The organism is Stenotrophomonas sp. YJH_SMC_81 (genome assembly GCF_059370875.1).
In genome coordinates this window covers 222,954-242,430 of sequence record NZ_JCAFUB010000002.1, presented here as the reverse complement: position 1 = coordinate 242,430, position 19,477 = coordinate 222,954, and the positions used below count along the sequence as shown (strand labels likewise).

General features: G+C 67.9%; 20 protein-coding genes and 2 riboswitches. Of the genes, 5 read left to right on the top strand and 15 right to left on the bottom strand.

The window, feature by feature from the left end; genetic code table 11:
• Nucleotides 1–100 precede the first annotated feature (100 nt).
• The 3 genes from AC5P8U_RS04705 to AC5P8U_RS04695 all read right to left on the bottom strand — a co-directional run bounded on the left by AC5P8U_RS04705 (nt 101) and on the right by AC5P8U_RS04695 (nt 3,251).
• Nucleotides 101–1,465: an MATE family efflux transporter gene (locus tag AC5P8U_RS04705; protein WP_005419642.1), complete on the bottom strand. Its 1,365-nt coding sequence runs from the start codon at nt 1,463–1,465 to the stop codon at nt 101–103.
• 207 nt (nt 1,466–1,672) lie between these two features.
• Complete coding sequence (locus AC5P8U_RS04700) at nt 1,673–2,254, bottom strand: DUF3106 domain-containing protein (protein ID WP_072167263.1); 582 nt, start codon at nt 2,252–2,254, stop codon at nt 1,673–1,675.
• A complete protein-coding gene (locus AC5P8U_RS04695) occupies nt 2,247–3,251 on the bottom strand; it encodes a hypothetical protein (RefSeq protein WP_072167264.1) in 1,005 nt (334 codons plus the stop codon). The genes AC5P8U_RS04700 and AC5P8U_RS04695 overlap by 8 nt, the downstream gene beginning before the upstream one ends.
• 411 nt (nt 3,252–3,662) lie before the next feature.
• Between AC5P8U_RS04695 and AC5P8U_RS04690 the strand changes: the two genes are divergently transcribed.
• A complete protein-coding gene (locus AC5P8U_RS04690) occupies nt 3,663–5,840 on the top strand; it encodes a primosomal protein N' (protein ID WP_072167302.1) in 2,178 nt (725 codons plus the stop codon).
• 82 nt (nt 5,841–5,922) lie between these two features.
• Here AC5P8U_RS04690 and AC5P8U_RS04685 read toward each other — a convergent pair whose 3' ends face one another.
• Both AC5P8U_RS04685 and AC5P8U_RS04680 read right to left on the bottom strand, forming a co-directional pair.
• The gene (locus AC5P8U_RS04685) at nt 5,923–6,543 is read right to left on the bottom strand and encodes a glutathione S-transferase family protein (RefSeq protein WP_072167265.1); all 621 of its coding nucleotides are present in this window, start codon (nt 6,541–6,543) and stop codon (nt 5,923–5,925) included.
• A gap of 133 nt (nt 6,544–6,676) precedes the next feature.
• Nucleotides 6,677–7,456, bottom strand: coding sequence for an NYN domain-containing protein (locus AC5P8U_RS04680; RefSeq protein ID WP_049470953.1), 780 nt, complete (start codon nt 7,454–7,456; stop codon nt 6,677–6,679).
• Nucleotides 7,457–7,579: 123 nt separating this feature from the next.
• Here AC5P8U_RS04680 and AC5P8U_RS04675 point away from each other — a divergent pair, with 123 nt between their 5' ends.
• Complete coding sequence (locus AC5P8U_RS04675) at nt 7,580–8,860, top strand: NAD(P)/FAD-dependent oxidoreductase (protein ID WP_188240577.1); 1,281 nt, start codon at nt 7,580–7,582, stop codon at nt 8,858–8,860.
• Nucleotides 8,861–8,940: 80 nt separating this feature from the next.
• Here AC5P8U_RS04675 and AC5P8U_RS04670 read toward each other — a convergent pair whose 3' ends face one another.
• The 3 genes from AC5P8U_RS04670 to AC5P8U_RS04660 all read right to left on the bottom strand — a co-directional run bounded on the left by AC5P8U_RS04670 (nt 8,941) and on the right by AC5P8U_RS04660 (nt 10,166).
• Nucleotides 8,941–9,393 (bottom strand): hypothetical protein, encoded by a 453-nt coding sequence (locus tag AC5P8U_RS04670; protein ID WP_111008368.1) that lies wholly within the window; start codon nt 9,391–9,393, stop codon nt 8,941–8,943.
• Nucleotides 9,394–9,396: 3 nt separating this feature from the next.
• A complete protein-coding gene (locus AC5P8U_RS04665) occupies nt 9,397–9,828 on the bottom strand; it encodes a nuclear transport factor 2 family protein (protein WP_072167268.1) in 432 nt (143 codons plus the stop codon).
• A gap of 71 nt (nt 9,829–9,899) precedes the next feature.
• Nucleotides 9,900–10,166: a GIY-YIG nuclease family protein gene (locus AC5P8U_RS04660; protein WP_111200433.1), complete on the bottom strand. Its 267-nt coding sequence runs from the start codon at nt 10,164–10,166 to the stop codon at nt 9,900–9,902.
• 40 nt (nt 10,167–10,206) lie between these two features.
• Nucleotides 10,207–10,296: riboswitch (glycine riboswitch) on the top strand.
• Nucleotides 10,297–10,309: 13 nt separating this feature from the next.
• Nucleotides 10,310–10,413: riboswitch (glycine riboswitch) on the top strand.
• An 84-nt stretch (nt 10,414–10,497) separates the two neighbouring features.
• On the opposite strand from AC5P8U_RS04660, the gene AC5P8U_RS04655 reads away from it, so the two are divergent.
• Nucleotides 10,498–11,115 carry a trimeric intracellular cation channel family protein gene (locus AC5P8U_RS04655; RefSeq protein WP_447897425.1) on the top strand — a complete coding sequence of 206 codons (618 nt, stop codon included), beginning with the start codon at nt 10,498–10,500 and terminating at the stop codon, nt 11,113–11,115.
• A gap of 206 nt (nt 11,116–11,321) precedes the next feature.
• Here AC5P8U_RS04655 and AC5P8U_RS04650 read toward each other — a convergent pair whose 3' ends face one another.
• From AC5P8U_RS04650 to AC5P8U_RS04625, 6 genes are all read right to left on the bottom strand, one after another.
• The gene (locus AC5P8U_RS04650) at nt 11,322–12,395 is read right to left on the bottom strand and encodes a 3-deoxy-7-phosphoheptulonate synthase (protein WP_072167272.1); all 1,074 of its coding nucleotides are present in this window, start codon (nt 12,393–12,395) and stop codon (nt 11,322–11,324) included.
• Between the two features lie 295 nt (nt 12,396–12,690).
• On the bottom strand, nt 12,691–12,948 hold the full coding sequence (locus AC5P8U_RS04645) for a hypothetical protein (RefSeq protein WP_005419663.1): 258 nt from the start codon (nt 12,946–12,948) through the stop codon (nt 12,691–12,693).
• 185 nt (nt 12,949–13,133) lie between these two features.
• Nucleotides 13,134–13,874 carry a DNA alkylation repair protein gene (locus AC5P8U_RS04640; protein WP_088496615.1) on the bottom strand — a complete coding sequence of 247 codons (741 nt, stop codon included), beginning with the start codon at nt 13,872–13,874 and terminating at the stop codon, nt 13,134–13,136.
• A complete protein-coding gene (locus tag AC5P8U_RS04635) occupies nt 13,871–14,371 on the bottom strand; it encodes a MarR family winged helix-turn-helix transcriptional regulator (protein WP_072167274.1) in 501 nt (166 codons plus the stop codon). Before AC5P8U_RS04635 ends, AC5P8U_RS04640 begins: the two co-directional genes overlap by 4 nt.
• 71 nt (nt 14,372–14,442) lie before the next feature.
• Nucleotides 14,443–15,741, bottom strand: a complete 1,299-nt coding sequence (locus tag AC5P8U_RS04630; protein WP_088496619.1) for a sensor histidine kinase — start codon at nt 15,739–15,741, stop codon at nt 14,443–14,445.
• A gap of 32 nt (nt 15,742–15,773) precedes the next feature.
• A complete protein-coding gene (locus AC5P8U_RS04625) occupies nt 15,774–16,481 on the bottom strand; it encodes a response regulator (RefSeq protein WP_447897426.1) in 708 nt (235 codons plus the stop codon).
• Nucleotides 16,482–16,587: 106 nt separating this feature from the next.
• Between AC5P8U_RS04625 and AC5P8U_RS04620 the strand changes: the two genes are divergently transcribed.
• Nucleotides 16,588–17,511, top strand: a complete 924-nt coding sequence (locus AC5P8U_RS04620) for an aspartyl protease family protein (RefSeq protein WP_447897427.1) — start codon at nt 16,588–16,590, stop codon at nt 17,509–17,511.
• Between the two features lie 68 nt (nt 17,512–17,579).
• Entirely contained in the window at nt 17,580–18,740 is a 1,161-nt protein-coding gene (locus AC5P8U_RS04615) for a serine hydrolase domain-containing protein (protein ID WP_061478147.1), read from the top strand.
• Nucleotides 18,741–18,811: 71 nt separating this feature from the next.
• Here the strand turns inward: AC5P8U_RS04615 and AC5P8U_RS04610 are convergent, their stop codons facing one another.
• Nucleotides 18,812–19,423 (bottom strand): DUF6445 family protein, encoded by a 612-nt coding sequence (locus tag AC5P8U_RS04610; RefSeq protein WP_061478148.1) that lies wholly within the window; start codon nt 19,421–19,423, stop codon nt 18,812–18,814.
• Nucleotides 19,424–19,477 lie beyond the last annotated feature (54 nt).

Here is a 19,477-nt window from a genome sequence, read left to right as displayed (position 1 = left end):
GCTTCTTGCCGTGGTACCAGCATAGCCGGTGCCGCGTGATGCAGCATCGGACACAAGTCAGGGGATCGCCCGTCACGGGTGAACGTGGCGGGCACGAAGATCAGGACAGCGCGGACTGCCCGATGCGCTGGCTGCTGCGGCGCAGGCGCCAGCCCATCAGGATGGCAGCGGCAGTCAGGCCGACGATCAGGCCGATCCACATGCCCTGCGGGCCCATGCCCAGCCCCAGGCCGAGCCCGGCGCCGAGCGGCATGCCCAGGCCCCAGTACGCGAACATGGCGATGAACATCGGCACGCGGGTGTCCTTGAGGCCGCGCAGCGCGCCCGCCGACAGCACCTGGATGCCGTCCGGGAACTGGAAGGTGGCCGCGTACAGCAGCAGGGTCGAGGCCAGGCCGGCCACTGCCAGGTCGTTGGTGTACACACCGACGATGGCATCGTGGCCGAACAGCAGCACCGCCGCTGACAACGTCTGCGTGCCCATGATGATCGCGTAGCCGGCCCAGGCCGCACGCCGCACGCCGAAGCCGTCACCACGGCCGACCGCATGGCCGACGCGCACGGTGGTGGCCTCGGCCACGCCCATCGGGATCATGAAGCACAGCTGCGCGACGTTGATCGCGATCTGGTGTGCCGCCGCTTCATTGGCGCCCAGCCGGCCGATCAGCAAGGCGGTGACGATGAACAGGCCGCCTTCCATCAGCACGGTGATGCCGATCGGCAGGCCGGTGCGCAGCAACTCCCAGATCGCCTTCCAGCGCGGTCCCTCGAAGTGCGAGAACAGCTGCAGATGGGCGAAGCGCTTGGTCCGCCACAGATACAGGGCGAATGCGGTTGCCTGCAGCCACATCATCACCGCCGAAGCGATGCCCAGGCCCTCGGCCCCCAACTCCGGGAAGCCGAGTTTGCCATTGGCCAGCACGTAGCCCATCGGTGCCAGCACCAGCAGGCCACCGAAGCCGAGCAGCATGGTCGGCAACGTCCAGTGCATGCCCTCGCTGAGATAACGCATGCAGAAGTACAGGGTCAGCGCCGGGCCACCCCAGCGCACCGCATGCAGGAACGCGGTCGCCCCCGGCACGATGTCCGGCGCGATGCCGAAGGCCGGCAGCAGCGGCGGCACCACGGTGAGGAAGGTGAACATGATCAGCCCCAGCCCCAGCGCCAGCCACAGTGCCTGGCGGAACAGCGGGCCGATCTCGCGCTCGCGGCCGGCGCCGTGCAGCTGCGACACCGAAGCGGTGAGCGAGATCAGGGTGCCGATCGGAATCAACATCGGCAGCCACAACAGCGCCGTACCGATGGTGACTGCGGCAAGGGTCGCCGTAGCGTGGTGGCCGGCAATCACGTTGTCGACGAAGGAGATCAGACCGGTGGACACATGGCCCAGCACGAGCGGCAGGGCGAGCAGACCGGTGGCGCCGACTTCCTTGCTGAAGCGCGGCGTGGAGGTTGCAGTAGACATAAGGTGCTTGACGCGAACTGCGGTTGCGCGCGAAGGGCACAGGCACCGGGTTGCGGGCGCTCATCTTACGCGGGCGGCGCCTGCATTCCCATGACATGGCGTGAATGCTGGGTTTCAGCCGCCCCACACAAAAAAGGGGACGGAGGGGATTAAGTCGTATCAGGCCCGTTAGTGCCGGATGCGACTTAATCCCCTCCGTCCCCTTTTCTACTGGCCGGCCTGGCGCTTCAGCCAGCTGTCGCGCTCGGCGGCGGGCACGGCGAGGAAGGCGCTGCGTACCGTGTCGCGTTCCTGCGGCGGCGTGCGCTGCGCGACCAGGGCCAGCTGGGCCAGCTGCGCCGGGTTGAGCTGGCGCAGCACGGCCAGCGCGGTCTCGCGTTGCTCCGGTGGCACGAATCCGAACAGTCCGTGCAGCTTGGGGAATTCCAGGCCCAGCTGCGGGCCCAGCCGCCATCCGTCGCGGAACGCCTGATCCTGCGCCTGGAATTGCTGCCGCATGCGCTGCTGTTGATCGGCCGGCAGCGAATTGAAGCGCGCAGCCGCCTGACGGATGCGCTCGCGCTCTGCTTCCGGCAATGCGCGCCAGGCGGCGTAGTCGGCACGGCGCTGTCGCTGCTGCTGCGTATCCAGCTGGGCGAATTCCGCAGGTGCTGTTGCAGCGGCCGACGCCGGCGTGGCCGGCGAACTGCCCGGAACTGGTGGCGGCAACGGCACACTCAACGGCTGCGGTGCGGCGGACAGCGACAGCGGCAGGGCCAGCAGCAGGCTGGCGAGCACGGACTTATTCATCGGCGGCAGCCGTTTCCAGCGTGGCACTGGCCGGCTCCGGCCGGCTCGGCTTGGCTTGCGATTCATCCACCGGCAGCGGGCCGCCCGCGGCAATCCACGCGTACAGGTCGGCATCGGCGACCAGCGGGTAGTCGCGGTCTGCCAGCATCGCTGCGTCATCATTGGCTTGCGCCTGGCCCGCGTCCGGTGTGGCGTCGACCTTGCTCGGTGGCAGGGCTTCCACGGTCACCGGACCGGCTTCGCCCACCACGCCCTCCGGCAAGGGTGCATCGCTGCCGAACGAATGTCCCTGCAGGTAGCGCCAACCCAGCGCCGCGGCCAGCAGCACCGCCACGGTCGCCAACAGGATCAGCGGACCGCGCCAGCGCGGCTTGGCACTCGCCCGACGGCGCTTGGCGTTGGCGGCCGCACGCTCGTCCCGCTGCGGTGCGCGCCAGCTGGAGGCCGGTGCTTCATTGTGGGTGGTGGGTGCGGCCGGCTGCTGCAGTTGCTGCAGGCGCGCGGCCGGCAGGTCACGGACACGCGCCTGTACCTGCTCGGCCAACTGGCGCCAGGCCACGGCATCGGGCCGGCCCTGGGCGTCACGCGGGCAGGCATCGGCCAGCAGGTGCTGGTAGCCGGCCTCGTCCTGGTCGAGCACGCGCATGGCGATGCCCTCGTCCAGGCTGCCGCCCACCCGCAGCAGCAGCGCCAGTCGTGGAAGTGGCGGCATCGCGCCCAACGCGGCCAACGACGGCGCCCACTGCCCGCCCGCCGGCTCGCGCAGCGCCTGGCGCTGGCCCAGCAGGGTCCAGAAGCGGGTCGGCCATTGCGCCATCGGCAGGTCGCTGGCGACCGCCGCAAACGCGCGCATCACTGCCACCAGGGTCTGCTCGGCACGCGCGGCATCGCCGCACTGCAGTTCAGCCACCACCAGGGCGCGGCGTTCGACGCCACGCAGGAACGCCGACAGCGCGCCGGCCGCGGTCGAGGAAACAGGGGCGGGCACAGCCGTCATCGGTCACTCCAAAGGTCTGCCGGCATGATAGCGGCAGCCCATCGGCACCCGTAGGACTTGCGCCCACAGGCACTTCGTGCTGCAGGTTGTGCACAGCACCACGCTCCCCGCGCGGGAAATTGCGGCATGCAGCTGAATTCACTCTGTTTCAGCAATGTTTCACACTCAAGTTGTTGATTTTGAATGCCTTTCAAGTGTGGCGATTTTTTGACCAACACAAGCGTGAGCTCGTCGCCATCGGCCTCCTGGGTTGCCGTCGACCGGTAACGCACAACGTTATCCACAGAACATGTGGATAAGACTGAATCTCCAATGGACACCGATATTTAGGTGACATTTATGATTCAGCGGTCGTCGCCCGGGCACGTCTCCCCTGCCATTCGCGCGCGCATGGCCCGTTACACTGGCCCGATGCTTTCGCCCATTCCGACCCTGCAGGTCGCCCTGCCCGTCCCCCTGCCGCGCCTGTTCGACTACCTGTCGCCGGAGGGCGATGGCCCCACGGCCGCGGTCGGCTGCCGCCTGAAGGTGCCGTTCGGCAACCGCGAGCTGGTCGGCGTGGTGGCTGGCCACGGCCAGACCGACGACGGCCAGGGACTGCGCCAGGCGCTGGCCTGGTGCGACCGGCAGCCGCTGCTGCAGGGCGAACTCTGGCAGAGCCTGCAGTGGCTGGCGCGCTACACCCATGCGCCGCTGGGTGAGGTGCTGAGCACCGCCCTGCCCGGACCGCTGCGCCATGGCGAGGCCCTGCCCGACACACATCACTGGGGTTGGCAGCTGACCACCGAAGGCCACGCCCAGCGCGAAAAGCTGCGCGCCGGCAGCCGTCCGCGGCAGCTGGCCGAGCTGCTGGCCGGAGCGATCGTGGATGAGGACGTGCTCGGCGAACGCATGGCCGACTGGCGCACCGCTGCACGCAGCCTGGCCAAGCGCGCGCTGGCCGAGCGCGTGGCGATGACGGTGGCACCGCAGCATGCGCAGCCGCTGCCCGGCCCCACGCTCAACCCGGACCAGGCCGGGGCGGTGGCTGCGATCAACGCTGCCGACGGCTTTCAGCCGTTCCTGCTGGACGGCGTGACCGGCAGCGGCAAGACCGAGGTCTACCTGCAGGCGATCATCCATTGCCTGGCGCAGGGCAGGCAGGCGCTGGTACTGGTGCCGGAAATCGGCCTGACCCCGCAGACCCTGGCACGTTTCCGCGGCCGCCTGGGCATCGCCGTGCACGCCTTGCATTCGGGGTTGAACGACAACGAGCGCGCGCGCGTCTGGGCGGCCGCCTCGCGTGGCGAAGCACGGGTCATCGTCGGCACCCGCTCGGCGGTGTTCACGCCATTGCCGCAGGCTGGCCTGCTGATCGTCGACGAGGAACACGACGGCAGCTACAAGCAACAGGACGGCATCCGTTACCACGCGCGCGATTTCGCCCTGGTCCGGGCCAAGGCACTGGGCATTCCGGTGCTGCTCGGCAGTGCCACCCCTTCGCTGGAAACGCTGCATAACGCCTACGCCGGGCGCTACACGCACCTGCGCCTGAAGCAGCGCGCCGGCGATGCACGGCCACCGCGCGTGCGCATCCTCGATGTACGCAAGCGGCCGCTGCACGATGGCCTCTCGGCCGATGTGCTGGCCGGCATCGGCGAACACCTGCAGCGTGGCCAGCAGGTGCTGGTGTTCAAGAACCGCCGCGGCTATGCACCGGTGCTGCTGTGCCACGACTGCGGCTGGACCGCGCCGTGCCAGCGCTGCGATGCGCCGATGACCGTGCATGGTGGCGGCCGACGCCTGCAGTGCCACCACTGTGGCGCGCGCCAACCGGCGCCGTTGGCATGCCCGGCCTGCGGCAGCCTGGCGCTGCAGCCGCAGGGCATCGGCACCGAACGCCTGGAAGAACACCTCACCGCCGCCTTCGCCGATTTCCCGGTGGTGCGCATCGACCGTGGCACCACCTCACGCCGCGATGCGCTGGAACAGCAGCTGGCGAAACTGGGCGACCAGCCCGGCATCCTGGTCGGCACGCAGATCCTGGCCAAGGGCCACGACCTGCCGAAGCTGACCCTGGTGGTGGTGGTCGGCATCGACGAAGGCCTGTTCTCCGCTGACTTCCGCGCCAGTGAGAAACTCGCGCAGCAGCTGATCCAGGTGGCCGGTCGCGCCGGGCGTGCACGTGACCCCGGCGAGGTCTGGCTGCAGACCCATCACCCGGGTCACCCGCTGCTGGAAACCCTGGTGAGCGGTGGCTACCACCCGTTCGCGCAGGCCGAGTTGAACCAGCGGCAAGCCGCAGGGTTCCCCCCGTTCGCGCACCTGGCGTTGATGCGCGCCGAAGCGCAGCAGGTGGAGCATGCCAATGCGTTCCTGCTGGCTGCGCGGCAGCTGCTGGGCGAGCAGAACGTGGTGGAGGCGTACGGCCCGATGCCAGCGCCGATGCCGCGGCGCGCGGGCTACCAGCGCACACAGCTGCTGCTGTCGGCGCCGCAGCGGCCACCCTTGCATGGCGTGCTCGCGCAGCTGGTGCCGCAGCTTTATGCGCTGCCGGAAGCGCGCAAGGTGCGCTGGTCGCTGGATGTGGATCCAACGGACCTGTATTGATCCCGTAGAGCACTGCCGAGCATGGCTCGGCACTACCTTAGAGCCGAGCCGTGCTCGGCTGCGTTTCAGTACCGGGCAGTGCTTACGTCAGCGGCGACATCACGCCGCGCTGGTAGGCCGGCCGCTCGCGCAGGCGCGCATACCAATCCGCCAGGTGCGGAAGCTCCGGTCGCTGGATCGGCAGTTCGAACCAGGCATAGACCAGCGAGCCCAGCGGGATGTCGCCCATCGCGAACGTCTCGCCCGACAGCCACGGCTGCCTGGCCAGGGTGGCGTCGGCCATCGCCAGGTAGTCACCGGCGCGCACGATGGCGGCATTGATCCGCGCTTCGTCGCGGTCGGCCGGCGCGGTGCGCATGATGCCCCAGACCAGGTCGCTGTACAGCGGCGCCATCCGCGAAGTGCTCCAGTCCATCCACTTCTCGGCCTGGGCGCGTTCCATCGGGTCCTCGGCGTACAGGGTGCCCAGCGCGTAGCGGGCGCTCAGGTAGCGCACGATGGCGTTCGATTCCCACAGCGGCAGGCCGTGGTCTTCGATCACCGGCACCAGGCCGTTGGGATTCATCGCCTGGTACTCCGGCGTCTGCGTGCCGCCGTGGCTGCCACCGACCTCGATGGATTCGTACGGCAGGCCGATTTCCTCAGCACACCACAGCACCTTGCGGACGTTGCTGGAATTGCGGCGGCCCCAGATCTTCAACATGCGGGTTTCCTTTGCTGGCAATGCGAGCGGCAACGATACGCCTGATCGTTACGGGTGTGTGCGTGCCGGATGCGGGATCTTGCGTCTGTAGCATGCCGGCCAGCGGCCGGCACTACCGGTTCTTTTGCCGGCACTACCGGTTCTTTTTTGGCAGCGCGCGCACGTAGGAGGACTTGCCATCCTTCTTCAGCTCGAACAGGCCGATCGCCGCCAGCAGGTCGCTGAGCTTGCCGTAGCCATAGTTGCGCGGATCGAACGAAGCCTGGTTGCCGATCTGGCTGCCGACCGGGCCGAGGTGCGACCAGCCATCCTCACCCTCGGCCGCGGACACCGCACGGCGCAGCATCTTCACCAGCCGGGTGTCACTGCGCATTTCCGCACCGCTCTTGCGCGGACGCGCATCGTCGTTGGCCACCGGCTCGTTCGAGGCCTGCTCGCTGGACGCCTGTTCGGCATCCGGCACGCTGGCATGGGTCTGGCCCAGTGCCTCCAGGTAGGTGAACTTCGAGCACGCATTGACGAATGGCTCGGGCGTCTTCTTCTCGCCGAAGCCATATACCTTCACGCCATCGGTCAGCAGGCGCATCACCATCGGGGTGAAGTCCGCATCGCTGGAGACGATGGCGAAGCCATCAAGGTTGCGCGCGTACAGCAGATCCATGGCATCGATCACCATCGCCATGTCCGAAGCGTTCTTGCCCTTGCTGTAGGCGAACTGCTGGATCGGGCGGATCGCATACTCATGCAGCACCGCTTCCCACCCCTTCAGTCGCGGGCTCTTCCAGTTGCCGTAGGCACGGCGCACGTTGGCCACGCCGTAGCGGGCGACTTCCGCCAGGACCTCGTCGATCTTCGAGGCCGGCGCATTGTCAGCGTCGATCAACAGGGCGATGCGCTTTTCCGGTTCGCTCATGGGCTCCTCACGGGCCGTTGCCTGAACCCGAGTATCGCCGATCCGGGCCGGCGCTGACGTGACAGGTGGCCGCCGTGCGAAGATGCCAGGCGCTTCCCCCGATGCCCCCACTGGAGTGAGTCGATGAGTCGCGAACGCGTTCCCCACCTGGTCGTTGTCGGCGGCGGTTTTGCCGGTCTCTGGGCCACCCGTGCCCTGGCCCGCGAGCGCATACGCATCACCCTGGTCGATCGCCGCAACCATCACCTGTTCCAGCCGCTGTTGTACCAGGTGGCCACCGCCGGCCTGTCCGCGCCGGATATCGCCGCACCGCTGCGCCACATCCTCGGCCACCAGCGCAATGTGGAAGTCCGCCTCGGCGAAGTGGTGGCCATCGACAAGCAGGCGCGGCAGATCCGCATGGCCGATGGCAGCACGCTGGACTACGACAGCCTGCTGCTGGCCACCGGCGCCACCCACGCCTACTTCGGCAACGATCAGTGGGCCGATGATGCGCCCGGCCTGAAGACGCTGGACGATGCCATCGCGCTGCGCCGCAAGCTGCTGCTGGCGTTCGAACGCGCCGAGGCTGAACCGGATCCGGCGAAGAAGGCGGCGTGGCTGAGTTTCGCCATCGTCGGTGGTGGTCCCACCGGTGTCGAACTGGCCGGCACCCTGGCCGAGATCGCGCGCCACACGCTGCGCAACGAATTCCGCCACATCGACCCGGCCAGCGCCAGGGTGCGGCTGGTCGAGGCTGGGCCCCGCGTGCTGTCCTCGTTCCCGGATGTGCTTTCGCTGAAGGCGCGCCGCCAACTGGAAAAGCTGGGGGTGGAAGTGCTGACCGGTACCCCGGTGAGCGACATCGACAGCCAGGGCTTCAAGCTCGGCGAACAGTTCGTACCGGCGCGCACCGTGGTCTGGGCCGCCGGCGTGGCCGCTTCACCGCTGGCGCGCACGCTGGACGTGCCACTGGACCGCGCCGGACGCGTGCCGGTGCAACCGGACCTGACCCTGCCCGGTCACCCGGAGCTGTTCGTGGCCGGCGACCTGGCCGCACTGAGCCAAGCCGACGGCAAGCCGGTACCCGGGGTGGCACCGGCCGCCAAGCAGATGGGCAAGTACGTGGCCGAGGTGATCCGCGCGCGCCTGCACGGCAAGCCCGAGCCCGGCCCGTTCAAGTACGCCGACTACGGCAACCTGGCCACCATCGGCCGCATGGCCGCGATCGTGCACCTGGGCCGGCTGCAGCTTTCCGGCGTGCTGGCCTGGTGGTTCTGGCTGGCCGCGCACGTGTTCTTCCTGATCGGCTTCCGCAACCGCATCGTGGTGCTGCTGAACTGGGCAGTCGCGTACTGGAGCTACCAGCGCAGTGCGCGGATCATCTTCGGTGATGATCAGGATGACCGGCGGCCGAGGCGGTAGGGCTGCACGCAACGGGGTCGGATCCCTTTCCACAGGAAAGGGCTCTGACCCGGTCAACACCCTCCACGCATGGCGTGGATCTACTGGTTCATCGGGCCACCGGACACCCGCCGTTTCGACCAGGTCCGGCAGAAGTCCTCCTTCCTCGCGGTGTCGGCAATCTGCGCGGCACTCCAATGCCGGGTGATCCAGATCGTCAGTGCGGTACTGCTGAGATGCCAGCGCAGCATGCCGCGCTGCGGTTGCCGCCACAGGTAGCGCCGGGCAATCCAGAAGGCCTCCCGCTCCACTTCAGGCACCTTCTTCATCGCGTCCTTGTCGAAGAACTGGGCGGTAAAGCGCCAGGGGTTCATCGGCTGGTATCCCGCCCGTGGCTCGCTGCTACACGCAGCCACACCACTGGGCGCACGGTCGGCCGGCTTCGGCCGACCGCCTGCCAATGCCAGCCCGAGCAGGTACAGCAGGCCAGGCAGCAGCGCGATGCCGGCGACCAGCACGACGACGGAGATCCATGCTTTGCCGGCGGCACGCATCGCTCACTGTGCCTTCGGCTTTGGATACCACAACGCGTTGACGATGACCCAGCGCTGGTCGAAGCGCCCCATGTGGAAGTAATCGACGAACCAGGGGGTCTCCAGCCGCACCGAGGCCGCGTTGCCGGTCACGTCCAGCACCGTGCAGAGACGATCCCATTGATCCTTCGGGGTCTTCAACGCGCCCTGCTTCGTCAGCGAGACCAGTTCTTCCTTCGACATCCGGCGCAGGCCCAGGCGTTCGTCGGGTGTATCGCCGAGCACAGCGCGCTTGGCCAGGTCCGGATGCAGGGAGCGGGCGACGCGCTGCGGGTCGGCCTCCAGCTGGCCGTCGACGTAGTCGTGGCAGGTGGCTTCGATGGCCGCGAGGGTGGCCGGGTCGGCGGCAGGGCTCGTTGCTGCGGAAAGAGCGAACAGCAGGGCGATCGTGGACATCCGGGTCTCCAGCTCTGGGCGCGGGGCGATCATCGCATGGGCCGGGTAGCCCATCCACGCGTGGCGTGGATCTACAGGACCGGCGCCTGCAGCCAGGCCAGCTTGCGTTCGCGGGGCTGCTGCTTGAGTTGCCACTCGGCGCGTGAGGCGGCGGCCCGGTCCGGGTATTCGCGCACGGCCAGCACGCGCAGCGGTGGCCGGGCCCGGGTGTAGCGCGCGCCCTTGCCGGCCTGGTGGGCGGCGAAACGCGCGTCCACGTCGGTGCTGATGCCGGCGTAATAGCTGCCATCGCGGCATTCGAGCAGGTACAGGAACCACGGGCGGGCGGAAGGGGCCATGCCTGGATTATGCCGTGCTGCACTGCAGCGGATATACTGGCGCCCGAATGCAGGAGAGAGGCGCCGCGCTGGCGCCCGCCGAAGGCGCAGGCTCCCATGATCGCTCAGGCCGGTGGGCTGGAATCCCACCAACCATGCATTCGACTCGCCGAGCTGGAGAGAGGTCACCGGGCATGCCCGGGACGATCCGCCGAAGGGGCACGCGGCCAACGCCGCTGAACTCTCAGGCAAAAGGACAGCGGGAGCGGCACCGGTCATCGTCATCCCGTCATTGCGCAGGCAGTGGTGGCAGTTGCGCATGGCCGGCCCCACCGCGCCCGGAGCCTGTTCCATGCTGCTGTCCATCATCTACCTGATTGCCATTTCCGCCGAAGCCATGACCGGTGCACTGTCTGCCGGCCGCCGCCGCATGGACCTGTTCGGTGTGGTCATGATCGCCTGTGTCACTGCCCTCGGTGGTGGATCACTGCGCGACATCCTGCTCGGCCACTACCCGCTGGGCTGGGTGAAGCATCCCGAGTACCTGGGGTTCACCGTATGCGCGGCGCTGATCGCCACTTGGGTGGCACGCTGGATGCACCACTTCCGCCGCACCTTCCTGGCACTCGACGGACTGGGCCTGATCGCCTTCACCCTGATCGGCTGCTCGATCGCGCGGGAAGCCGGCCATGCGATGCCGATCGTGCTGATCGCCGGCATGCTGACCGGGGCGTTCGGCGGCGTGCTGCGCGACATCCTCTGCAACGAGGTGCCGCTGATCTTCCAGAAGGAGCTGTACGCGATCATCGCGCTGCTGACCGGCGCGGCGTATCTGTTGCTGCTGCAGTGGGGCGTGGCCGACGCCACCGCGATCCTGTGCTGCCTCGGCGGCGGCTTCGCGCTGCGCCTGATGGCGATCCACTACCGCTGGGAAATGCCGAAGTTCGTGTACCACGACGAAGTGCATTGAGGTTCGCGTTCGCCTGGGGTTCCATGCTGGGCGCGGATCGACTGCACCACCCCGGCGATGTACCTGGCGCTGTCGCTCATGCGCAGCGCCAGGCGCATCGCCGGTGCAGATGGGCCGGTCTCCAACTCCGGCCGGCCCTGATCGCGGCCGCACCCCCGCAGGCGCTGGCCGCCATCCACACACGTGCCGCCATCAGGCGGCTTCATTCACGCCGCTTCGGACACCTTCACTTCACGACGGGCACGCACGGCCGCAGCCAGTCGCTCCAGCACGGTCACGGTGGTGTCCCAGTCGATGCAGCCATCGGTGATGCTCTGCCCGTAGACCAGCGGCTGGCCTTCCACCAGTTCCTGGCGGCCCCCGACCAGATGGCTCTCGATCATCACGCCCACGATGCGCTGTTCGCCGTCTTCCATCTGAGCGGCGATGTCGTCGATCACCTTCGGCTGGTTCTCGGGGTTCTTCAGGCTGTTGGCATGGCTGGCATCGATCATCAGGCGCGCCGGCAGCTTGGCCTTGGCCAGCACCTGGCAGGCCTCAGCCACGCTGCCAGCGTCGTAGTTCGGTTGCTTGCCACCGCGCAGGATCACATGGCAATCCGGGTTGCCGGTGGTCGACACGATGGCAGTGCCACCCTGCTTGGTGACCGACAGGAAATGATGCGGGTTGGATGCCGCACCCACCGCGTCGGCGGCGATCTTCACGTTGCCATCGGTGCCGTTCTTGAAGCCGACGGGGCACGACAGCCCCGAAGCCAGCTCGCGATGCACCTGGCTTTCGGTGGTGCGTGCGCCGATCGCGCCCCATGCCACTAGGTCGGCGATGTACTGCGGCGAGATCACATCGAGGAATTCAACACCGGCCGGCAGGCCGAGCTTGTTGATGTCGCGCAGGAGGCCACGGGCGACGCGCAGGCCCTTGTCGATCCTGAAGCTGCCGTCCAGGTCCGGGTCGTTGATCAGGCCCTTCCAGCCCACCGTGGTGCGCGGCTTCTCGAAGTACACGCGCATGACGATTTCCAGCTCGCCAGCCAGCGCGTCGCGCAGCGGCTTCAGGCGCTGGGCGTACTCGATGGCGGCCTTCGGGTCGTGGATCGAGCACGGGCCCACCACCACCGCCAGGCGGTCGTCACGGCCGTGCAGGATCTGGTGCAGGGCCGCGCGCGAGGCGCTGACGGTGTCGGAAGCCTCATCGTCACAGGGCAGCATCGCCAGCAGCTGGGCGGGCGGTGTCAGCGGTTCGATGGTGCGGATACGCAGGTCGTCGGTGTGCGGGGGCATTGCAGGAGATCTCCGGAACGTTGGGGGTCCCCAGCGTGGCGGCATGAAAAAAGCCGCCAGGTTCGCTGGCGGCTTTCGGGAATGCGTCTGAAGCTTTCTTCAGGGTGAGCGCAGTCCTTCCTCCGCCAGTGGCTTCGGAAAGTAATACCAGTAAAAGCGGGTGGCGGCTGCGTTCATGGGATCTATTGATAGCACAGCTTTTGCGCAGTGCAAAATGTTTCATCCGCAACTGGGCGCGCGGTTCAGTGATGCGCCTGACCGCGCAGCCCACGCGGTGGCCGCCGTGCAAGGTCGCTCATCTTCCATGCACTTCCACGTCCAGCAGCAGGCCTTCGTGGATGTCGGCCCAGCGCTCCAGCACGCGGTCCAGCTCCTGCCGGGCCTCGTCCAGCTGCTCGGGATTGAGCAGGGAACGGGTGGTGTAGAGATCGGACACCAGCCGGCGCAGTACCGCTTCCGGGATGGCCACCGAGGGCCCTTCCATCTGCGGCAGCTGCAGTGCCGGCGTATCGCCCTGCGGGCCGTACAGCGTTACCTGGAGCGTGCTCTGCATGATCAACTTCCCTGCGGATGGACATGGGCAATGTCCTGTTTACCGCGTCCGGGTGACAGACGCATGTGCCGTGCGCCTCCGGAGGCGCTGTTACAAGGTGGCCAGAGCGGTGTAGAGCTCGATGAGGGTGTAGGACATGGAAGGCCTTCCTTGAGGTTGATGAGGTTGCCGGCCAGCGGCCGGCACTACCGCAACGAGCGCATGGCGCGTTTGCGGATGTAGGCATTGGCATCGCCAGGGTGCTGCTGTTGCCATCGTGCGCACAGCTCACGCAGCCACTGCGGTTGAGTCTTGCCGGCATCGTTGAGCCAGTTCCCGACCGAGTCCTGCACGTAGCGCTCCGGGTCGTTGGCCATTGCTTCCAGCATCGGCAACGCGAGTTCTGGATGCTGCTTGAACAGCGCGATATGCGTGGACCACACGCCTCGTGGGCGCAGCGCTTCGCAGGCGAAGCGGCGCAGGTAAGGCGATGCTTCCTGCGTCCACACCTGCAGGTACTCAAGCGCCTGCAACGGTGCGGCAACGATGTCGCTGCGCAGCGCCAGCCATGCCCATTCGCGCACGCCGAAGTGCGGGTCGTCAGCCAGCGGACGCATCGCCCGCAGCTTGGCCGGCAGCGCCGCGCCGGCATCGCTGCCAATCAGGTAGCAGGCCCAGCCACGCACGGTGTCTGATGCGTGTGCCTGCCAGTGCGCGGGATCACCCTGGCCGGCTTCGTGCAGCAACCGCGCCGCCAGCGCCATGCGCTGGGTGATGCCCTTGCCGGAGGCGTCGCGCATACGTTGCAGCGCTTCCGGCTCGAGCACAGGTGCCACCCCCTGCAACAGCGCGGCGAAATCCACTGCCAGGCATTCGGCCAGATGCGTGGCAGCGGCACCACCGCTGTTGAGTGCACGCAGCCGTTCCGCGGGAATGGGCGTGCTCATGCGGCGGCTTCCCGCCCGGTGTCCGTGTGCTGCCAGACCTTGTGCAGCAGTTGTGACAGCTGCTGCCGTTCATCAGCATCCAGGCCGTTGAACAGGCCGCTGATCCATTGAGTGTGCCGCTCGAACAGCGACTCGGCCAAACGCTTGCCCGGTGCGGTCAACACGATCTGCAGACGACGGCCATCCTCGTCATCGCTGCGACGCTGCAGCAGGCCTTCGCGCTGCAGGCCATCGAGCAGGCCGCTGATGGTGGCCCGGGTCACGCCAGCGCGCTCGGCCAGCGCGTGCGGCGCCAGTGCGCCGCCGGCCCCGTGCAGCAGGAACAGCACGATGAAGCGACCCTCGCTGAGCCCGTGCGGTGCCAACCGTGCAGCGCAGTCGCGATCGATCGACGAGGACAACGAGAGCAGCTGGAAGCACAGGCGCAGCTGCGCGATGTTGGCGTGGCCGCGCCGCTGCGCTTCCTCCAGCAACGCCTGATGCTTGGCTTCGATCATCCTTTCCTCACTTCATGATTAGGCGCCTAATCATATGGAGGGGTGGCCAGTGGAAGCAAATCGGAGTTGACTCAGGAAGTGCGTCCCAGCAGCAGCCGCGCGATCAGCCCCCCGCCCTCGCGGTGCAACAGCTGAAGTTCGCCCGCGTGGCGCTTCGCCACGTTGGCAGCCACGGCCAGTCCAAGTCCGGCGCCCCCGGTGGCGCGGCTACGCGAGCCCTCGCTGCGCTGGAACGGTTGCAGCAGGCGTGCGCGATCGATCTCGGCGATGCCAGGGCCGCGGTCCATCACGTCCAGCTGCACTCCATCACCCGCCGTGGCGACCCACAGCTCCACGGCGCCCGCGTAGCGCTCGGCGTTGTCGATGAGATTGTCGACCGCGCGCCGGAGCAGCAGCGCATCGCCATGCCACGGCAACGTATCCGGGCCCTGAAGGGAAATGTCGACCCCGCGCAGCAGCGCCGCCTGCACGCAGTCCTCCAGCAGCGCTGAAAGATCCAGCATCCGCATCTGCAACGGCTGCAGCTCACCGCGTGCGTAGTCGAGCACCTGCTCGATCATCGTATCCATGCGCTCGATGTCTGCCACCATCCTGGCGGCCTGTGGCGCGGGAGCGAACTCCGCGCGCAGGCGCAGGCCGGTCAAGGGCGTGCGCAGGTCATGCGCCACGGCCGCCAGCATATGCGTCATGTCCCGTGCCTGGGCGCGCAGACGTTCGCGACCGGTGCTGATCGCTGTGGCCAGTACCTGCACTTCGCGTGGACCGTCATCAGGCAATGGCGTTTCGGCCTGCAGGTCGACCCGTGCGCTGGCTTCAGCCAGGCGTCGCAGCGGGCGCCCCAACCGGATCGACGCCCACGCCGCCAGAGGGGCCAGCAGGATCGCACCGCCCAGCAGGGCGAGCATCACCTGGCGGCGCCAGGCCGCCAGGTCACTGTGGTCGCTGCCGACCACCCGCCATCGGCCATCGGCTTGCCGCATCCCCAGTTCGAACGGCGGCCACTGCATGGCGGTCAGCAACGCGGCCTGCGATTTCAGCACGCCAGCACGAGCGGAGGCGTCCAGTACCGCGCCACCCTCGATGACCTGCACATCGGGCGCCCTGCCCTGCCCCGTCCACACCAGGCGTACATTTCTGGCCGGCAGGTCCATCTGCAGCGCCGCCAACTGGGTGAGCCAGTCACTGGCGCTGCCCCGGGGTGGCGCGTCCTGCGTCGACATATGCAATCCCAGTGGCGCCGGCGCCTGTTCCCCACGCAGCACCTGCATCGCATGGTCCAGCCGCATCGGTGGCGGCGCGGGCCGGGGCATCCACCCCACTACCGCAACGCTGACCAGGGTTGCCAGCAGCAGGCTGGCCAAGGCCAGCATCGCGATCCAGCGGGTGGTTGACCACCGGCTGCTCACAACACCCCTACCTCCGCGTTGAAGCGGTACCCTTCGCCACGCAGTGTCTGCACAAGGGCTTCAGCGCCGGACGCGGCCTGCCCGAGCTTGCGGCGCAGGCGGCTGATCGCAAGATCGACGGCACGGTCCACGCTGTCGCTGGCTTCGCCGCGACTCAACTGCAGCAGCTGTTCGCGCGCCAGCACCCGCCCGGGACGTTCAGCCAGTGCCAGCAGCAGAGAGAATTCACCGCGGCTCAGCACCAGTTCGGCGCCATCCGGCGCGAACAGGCGACGCTGGTCAGGCAGCAATCGCCAGCCATCAAACCGCAGCTCGCTGACCACCTGTGCGCGCAGCTTGTCCTGCCTGCGCAGCAGCGCGCGTACCCGCGCCAACAGCTCGCGCGGGTCAAACGGCTTGGCCAGGTAGTCGTCCGCGCCCATCTCCAGGCCGATCACGCGATCCGGCGCGGCCCCCATCGCCGACAGCATCAGGATCGGGATCGCCCGCGCCTGCAGCCGGCGGCATACCGACAGGCCATCCTCACCGGGCATCATCCAGTCGAGGATGATCAGGTCAGGACGTTCAACCTGCAGCAACACGTCCAGCGCTGTTGCATCCGCCGCCACACGCACCTGGTAGCCGTGCAGCAGCAGGTGGTCGGCGATGGCGTCACGAATGCTGGCATCGTCATCGACGACGATGACGCGGATGGGAGTGTTCATTGCCTCAGTATCCCGCACCTGTGTATCAGGACGGTATCAATGCCGATATCGCGGTGATACGCCGCTGCGCGCCAATGGCCGCCCACGATCACTGCGGAGTCTCCCCTTGCGCCTGTTCCTGCTGCCCCTGTTCGCCATCCCCTTGCCGGCGCTCGCCTCCGATGCCGCCGAGCACGTCCTGCCGATGTGGATGCAGGGCGGTCATCCGGCAGTGGCCGTCTCGCTGGACGGGCGTTCAGAGCCGCTGCGCTTCGTGGTCGACAGTGCCGCCGGGGCAACCCTGGTCGATGCACGCGTAGTGCGGCGCTACGGTTTGCAGGATGCGGAAGCGGCAGTGTCGCAGGCCCAGGGCGCGAGCGCGAAGGCGGCGCAGTTGCAGCGCATGCGCAGCACAGCGTGGCAGCTGGGCAGCTGGCAATTGAAGGCCAGCGGCATGCAGGTCGACCTGTCATCGCTGGCGAAGGGCGATGATCCGGCCATTGACGGCTTGATCGGCAACGACCTGACCGGGCGCTGGGACACTCGTTGGGACTTCGGCCGCAATCAACTGGCGCTGTGGACACCCGGCGGCTTGGACCTGGAAGGGCCGGGTTGCCAACCCAATGCGCTGCCCGGCCGCGATGACGGCCTGCGCCAGTTCGGCTTCATCTCGCTTGCCTTGGGTACGCCCGGCGTGGATGCCATCGCCGTGGTCGACACCGGTGCCGCGCAGACCGTCCTCAACGCCGAAGCAGCCCGCGCACTGGGCCTGCGCACCGACGGCAGCGATGCTCGGGTGCGTGCACGTGAAGAGGGCACCGAGGGGCTGGGTGGCGGTGCGCAGGCAACCTGGCTGTACACCCTGCCCGGCATGACCGGCGGCAACTGGCAGCACCCGCCGATGGAGGTCCGGATCAGCGAACTGCCGGTGTTCAGGGCGATCGGCCTGGAGGCGCGACCGGCCTTAATCCTCGGTGCCGACGCGATGCGCGGTGGCCAGGTGGACATCGGTGCGGGTGCCGCGCGGATCTGCCTGCGCCGACCCGGCTGACATCCGGCGCATGACGGCGGGAGCTGGCAGGCGTAGCATCGCGCCACGTCCCGCCAGGAGTTCCACGCATGCGCCGTGCTGTCCTGCTGTTGCTGACGCTGCTCCCGCCGGCCGTGCTGGCCGCGCCGCCGCTACCCTCGCCCGCGCGCATCGATGCCGAAGCACAGCGGCTGATGCAGGCGGCGCATGCGCGCGGGATGGCGCTGGCGGTGATCGATGGCGGCAAGGTGGTACACGTGGCCGCCTACGGCGAACGCAACGCCGCAGGCGAGCCACTGCGCACCGATACCGTGATGTACGCCGCCTCGCTGACCAAGATGGCGTTCGGCCACCTGGTCGCACAGCTTGCCCAGGACGCGCGGATCGAGCTGGACGCCAGCATCGCCACGGCGCTGGACAAGCCGCTGCCGGACTACCCGCCAGAGCCGAAGAAGTACGCCGACTACAGCGTACTGGCCGATGATGCGCGCTGGCGCCAGCTCACCCCGCGCCTGCTGCTCAACCATTCCAGTGGCTTCGCCAACTTCGGCTTTCTCGAACCGGATGGCCGCCTGAAGTTCCACTTCGATCCGGGCAGTCGTTATGGGTATTCCGGCGAAGGGCTGATCCTGTTGCAGTTCGTGATCGAGCGTGGACGGCTGGGCCAGGACGTGGGTGCATTGATGCAGCGGCAGGTATTCGACCGCTTCGGCATGGTCCGCACCAGCATGATGTGGCGTGAGGATTTCGCCGCCAACCTGGCCGATGGCTGGACAGCGGAAGGCACGGCCGAGCCGCACGATGAACGCAGCCGCGTGCGTGCGGCCGGTTCGATGGATACCACCATCGCCGACATGGCGCGCTTCGCCGCCGGCTATGTCCGCGGCGATGGGCTGTCGCCTGCAATGCGCAGGGAACTGGTGCGGCCGCAGCTGCCGATCACCACCGCCAGCCAGTTCCCCACGCTGCAGCCGGAGCTGCCCGTGGCGCAGCAACGCAAGGATCTGGCCGCGGGTTTGGGCGTGGTGACGTTCCGCGGCCCGCAGGGCGCAGGTTTCTACAAGGGCGGCCACGACGATGCGGTCGGCAACACGCTGGTGTGCATCGAACGGCACAAACGCTGCGTGGTGATTCTGGGCAACGATGTACGGGCGGAAGCTGCGTTCCCGGCACTGGTGGCATTCGTACTGGGCGATACCGGCGTGCCGTGGCAGTGGGAGTATGGCGCGGCGAAGGCATTCGTCGAATGAGGGTGCGATGACGCCTGCATGGCGAACGCGGCTGGGAGAGGAGCATCCACGCCAAGCGTGGATGGCACTCTTCAACGCGCCTGCTCGAAGAACATCAGGTATACCAGCCGGCCATTCTCCGGTCGATCACCGAACGCTGGCCCGGCGGTGTGCCAGAACCAGGGCCGCAGCAGCACCAGCCGGTTGAAGCGCATCGGAATGCGCATGGTCATTTCCCACTGGCTGTCGTCGTTGCTGTCGCGCTCGATGATGTCGCGATGCATGTCGCCGCCGTTGGCGTAGCCCAATGCGGCCAGCTCCGCCGCGTCCAGGGCCATGCGCTCGGTGCCGGTACGGCGATGGCGGAAGAACTCGGTGCCGCCCTCGCAGTGCTCCGGTGCACTCAGGTAGAGAATGCCCGACCAGTGCGAGTGGTCGGCGTGTACCTTGGCGCGGCCGATGTCGCCGGCGAGGGTAAGGCGGAACTTGCCGTGCGACTGCAGCGGGTTGACCGGCCGCAGCGGTTCGTTGACCAGTCGCGAGACCGCACCGGACAGTCCCTCCAACTCCAGCCGCTGCTGTGAATTGCGGCCGGGGAATGCGCCCTCCTGGACGGGATAGTCCAGGCCCAGTGCCGCCTGGCGCAACCCCTGCGCATCGGCGGGAGAAAGGAAGTCGTCAACGACGATGAACGAGGTAGGCATGGTTACCGAGCGTAGCGATGCACTGCGGCGACGGCAACCGGGCAACGAAAAACC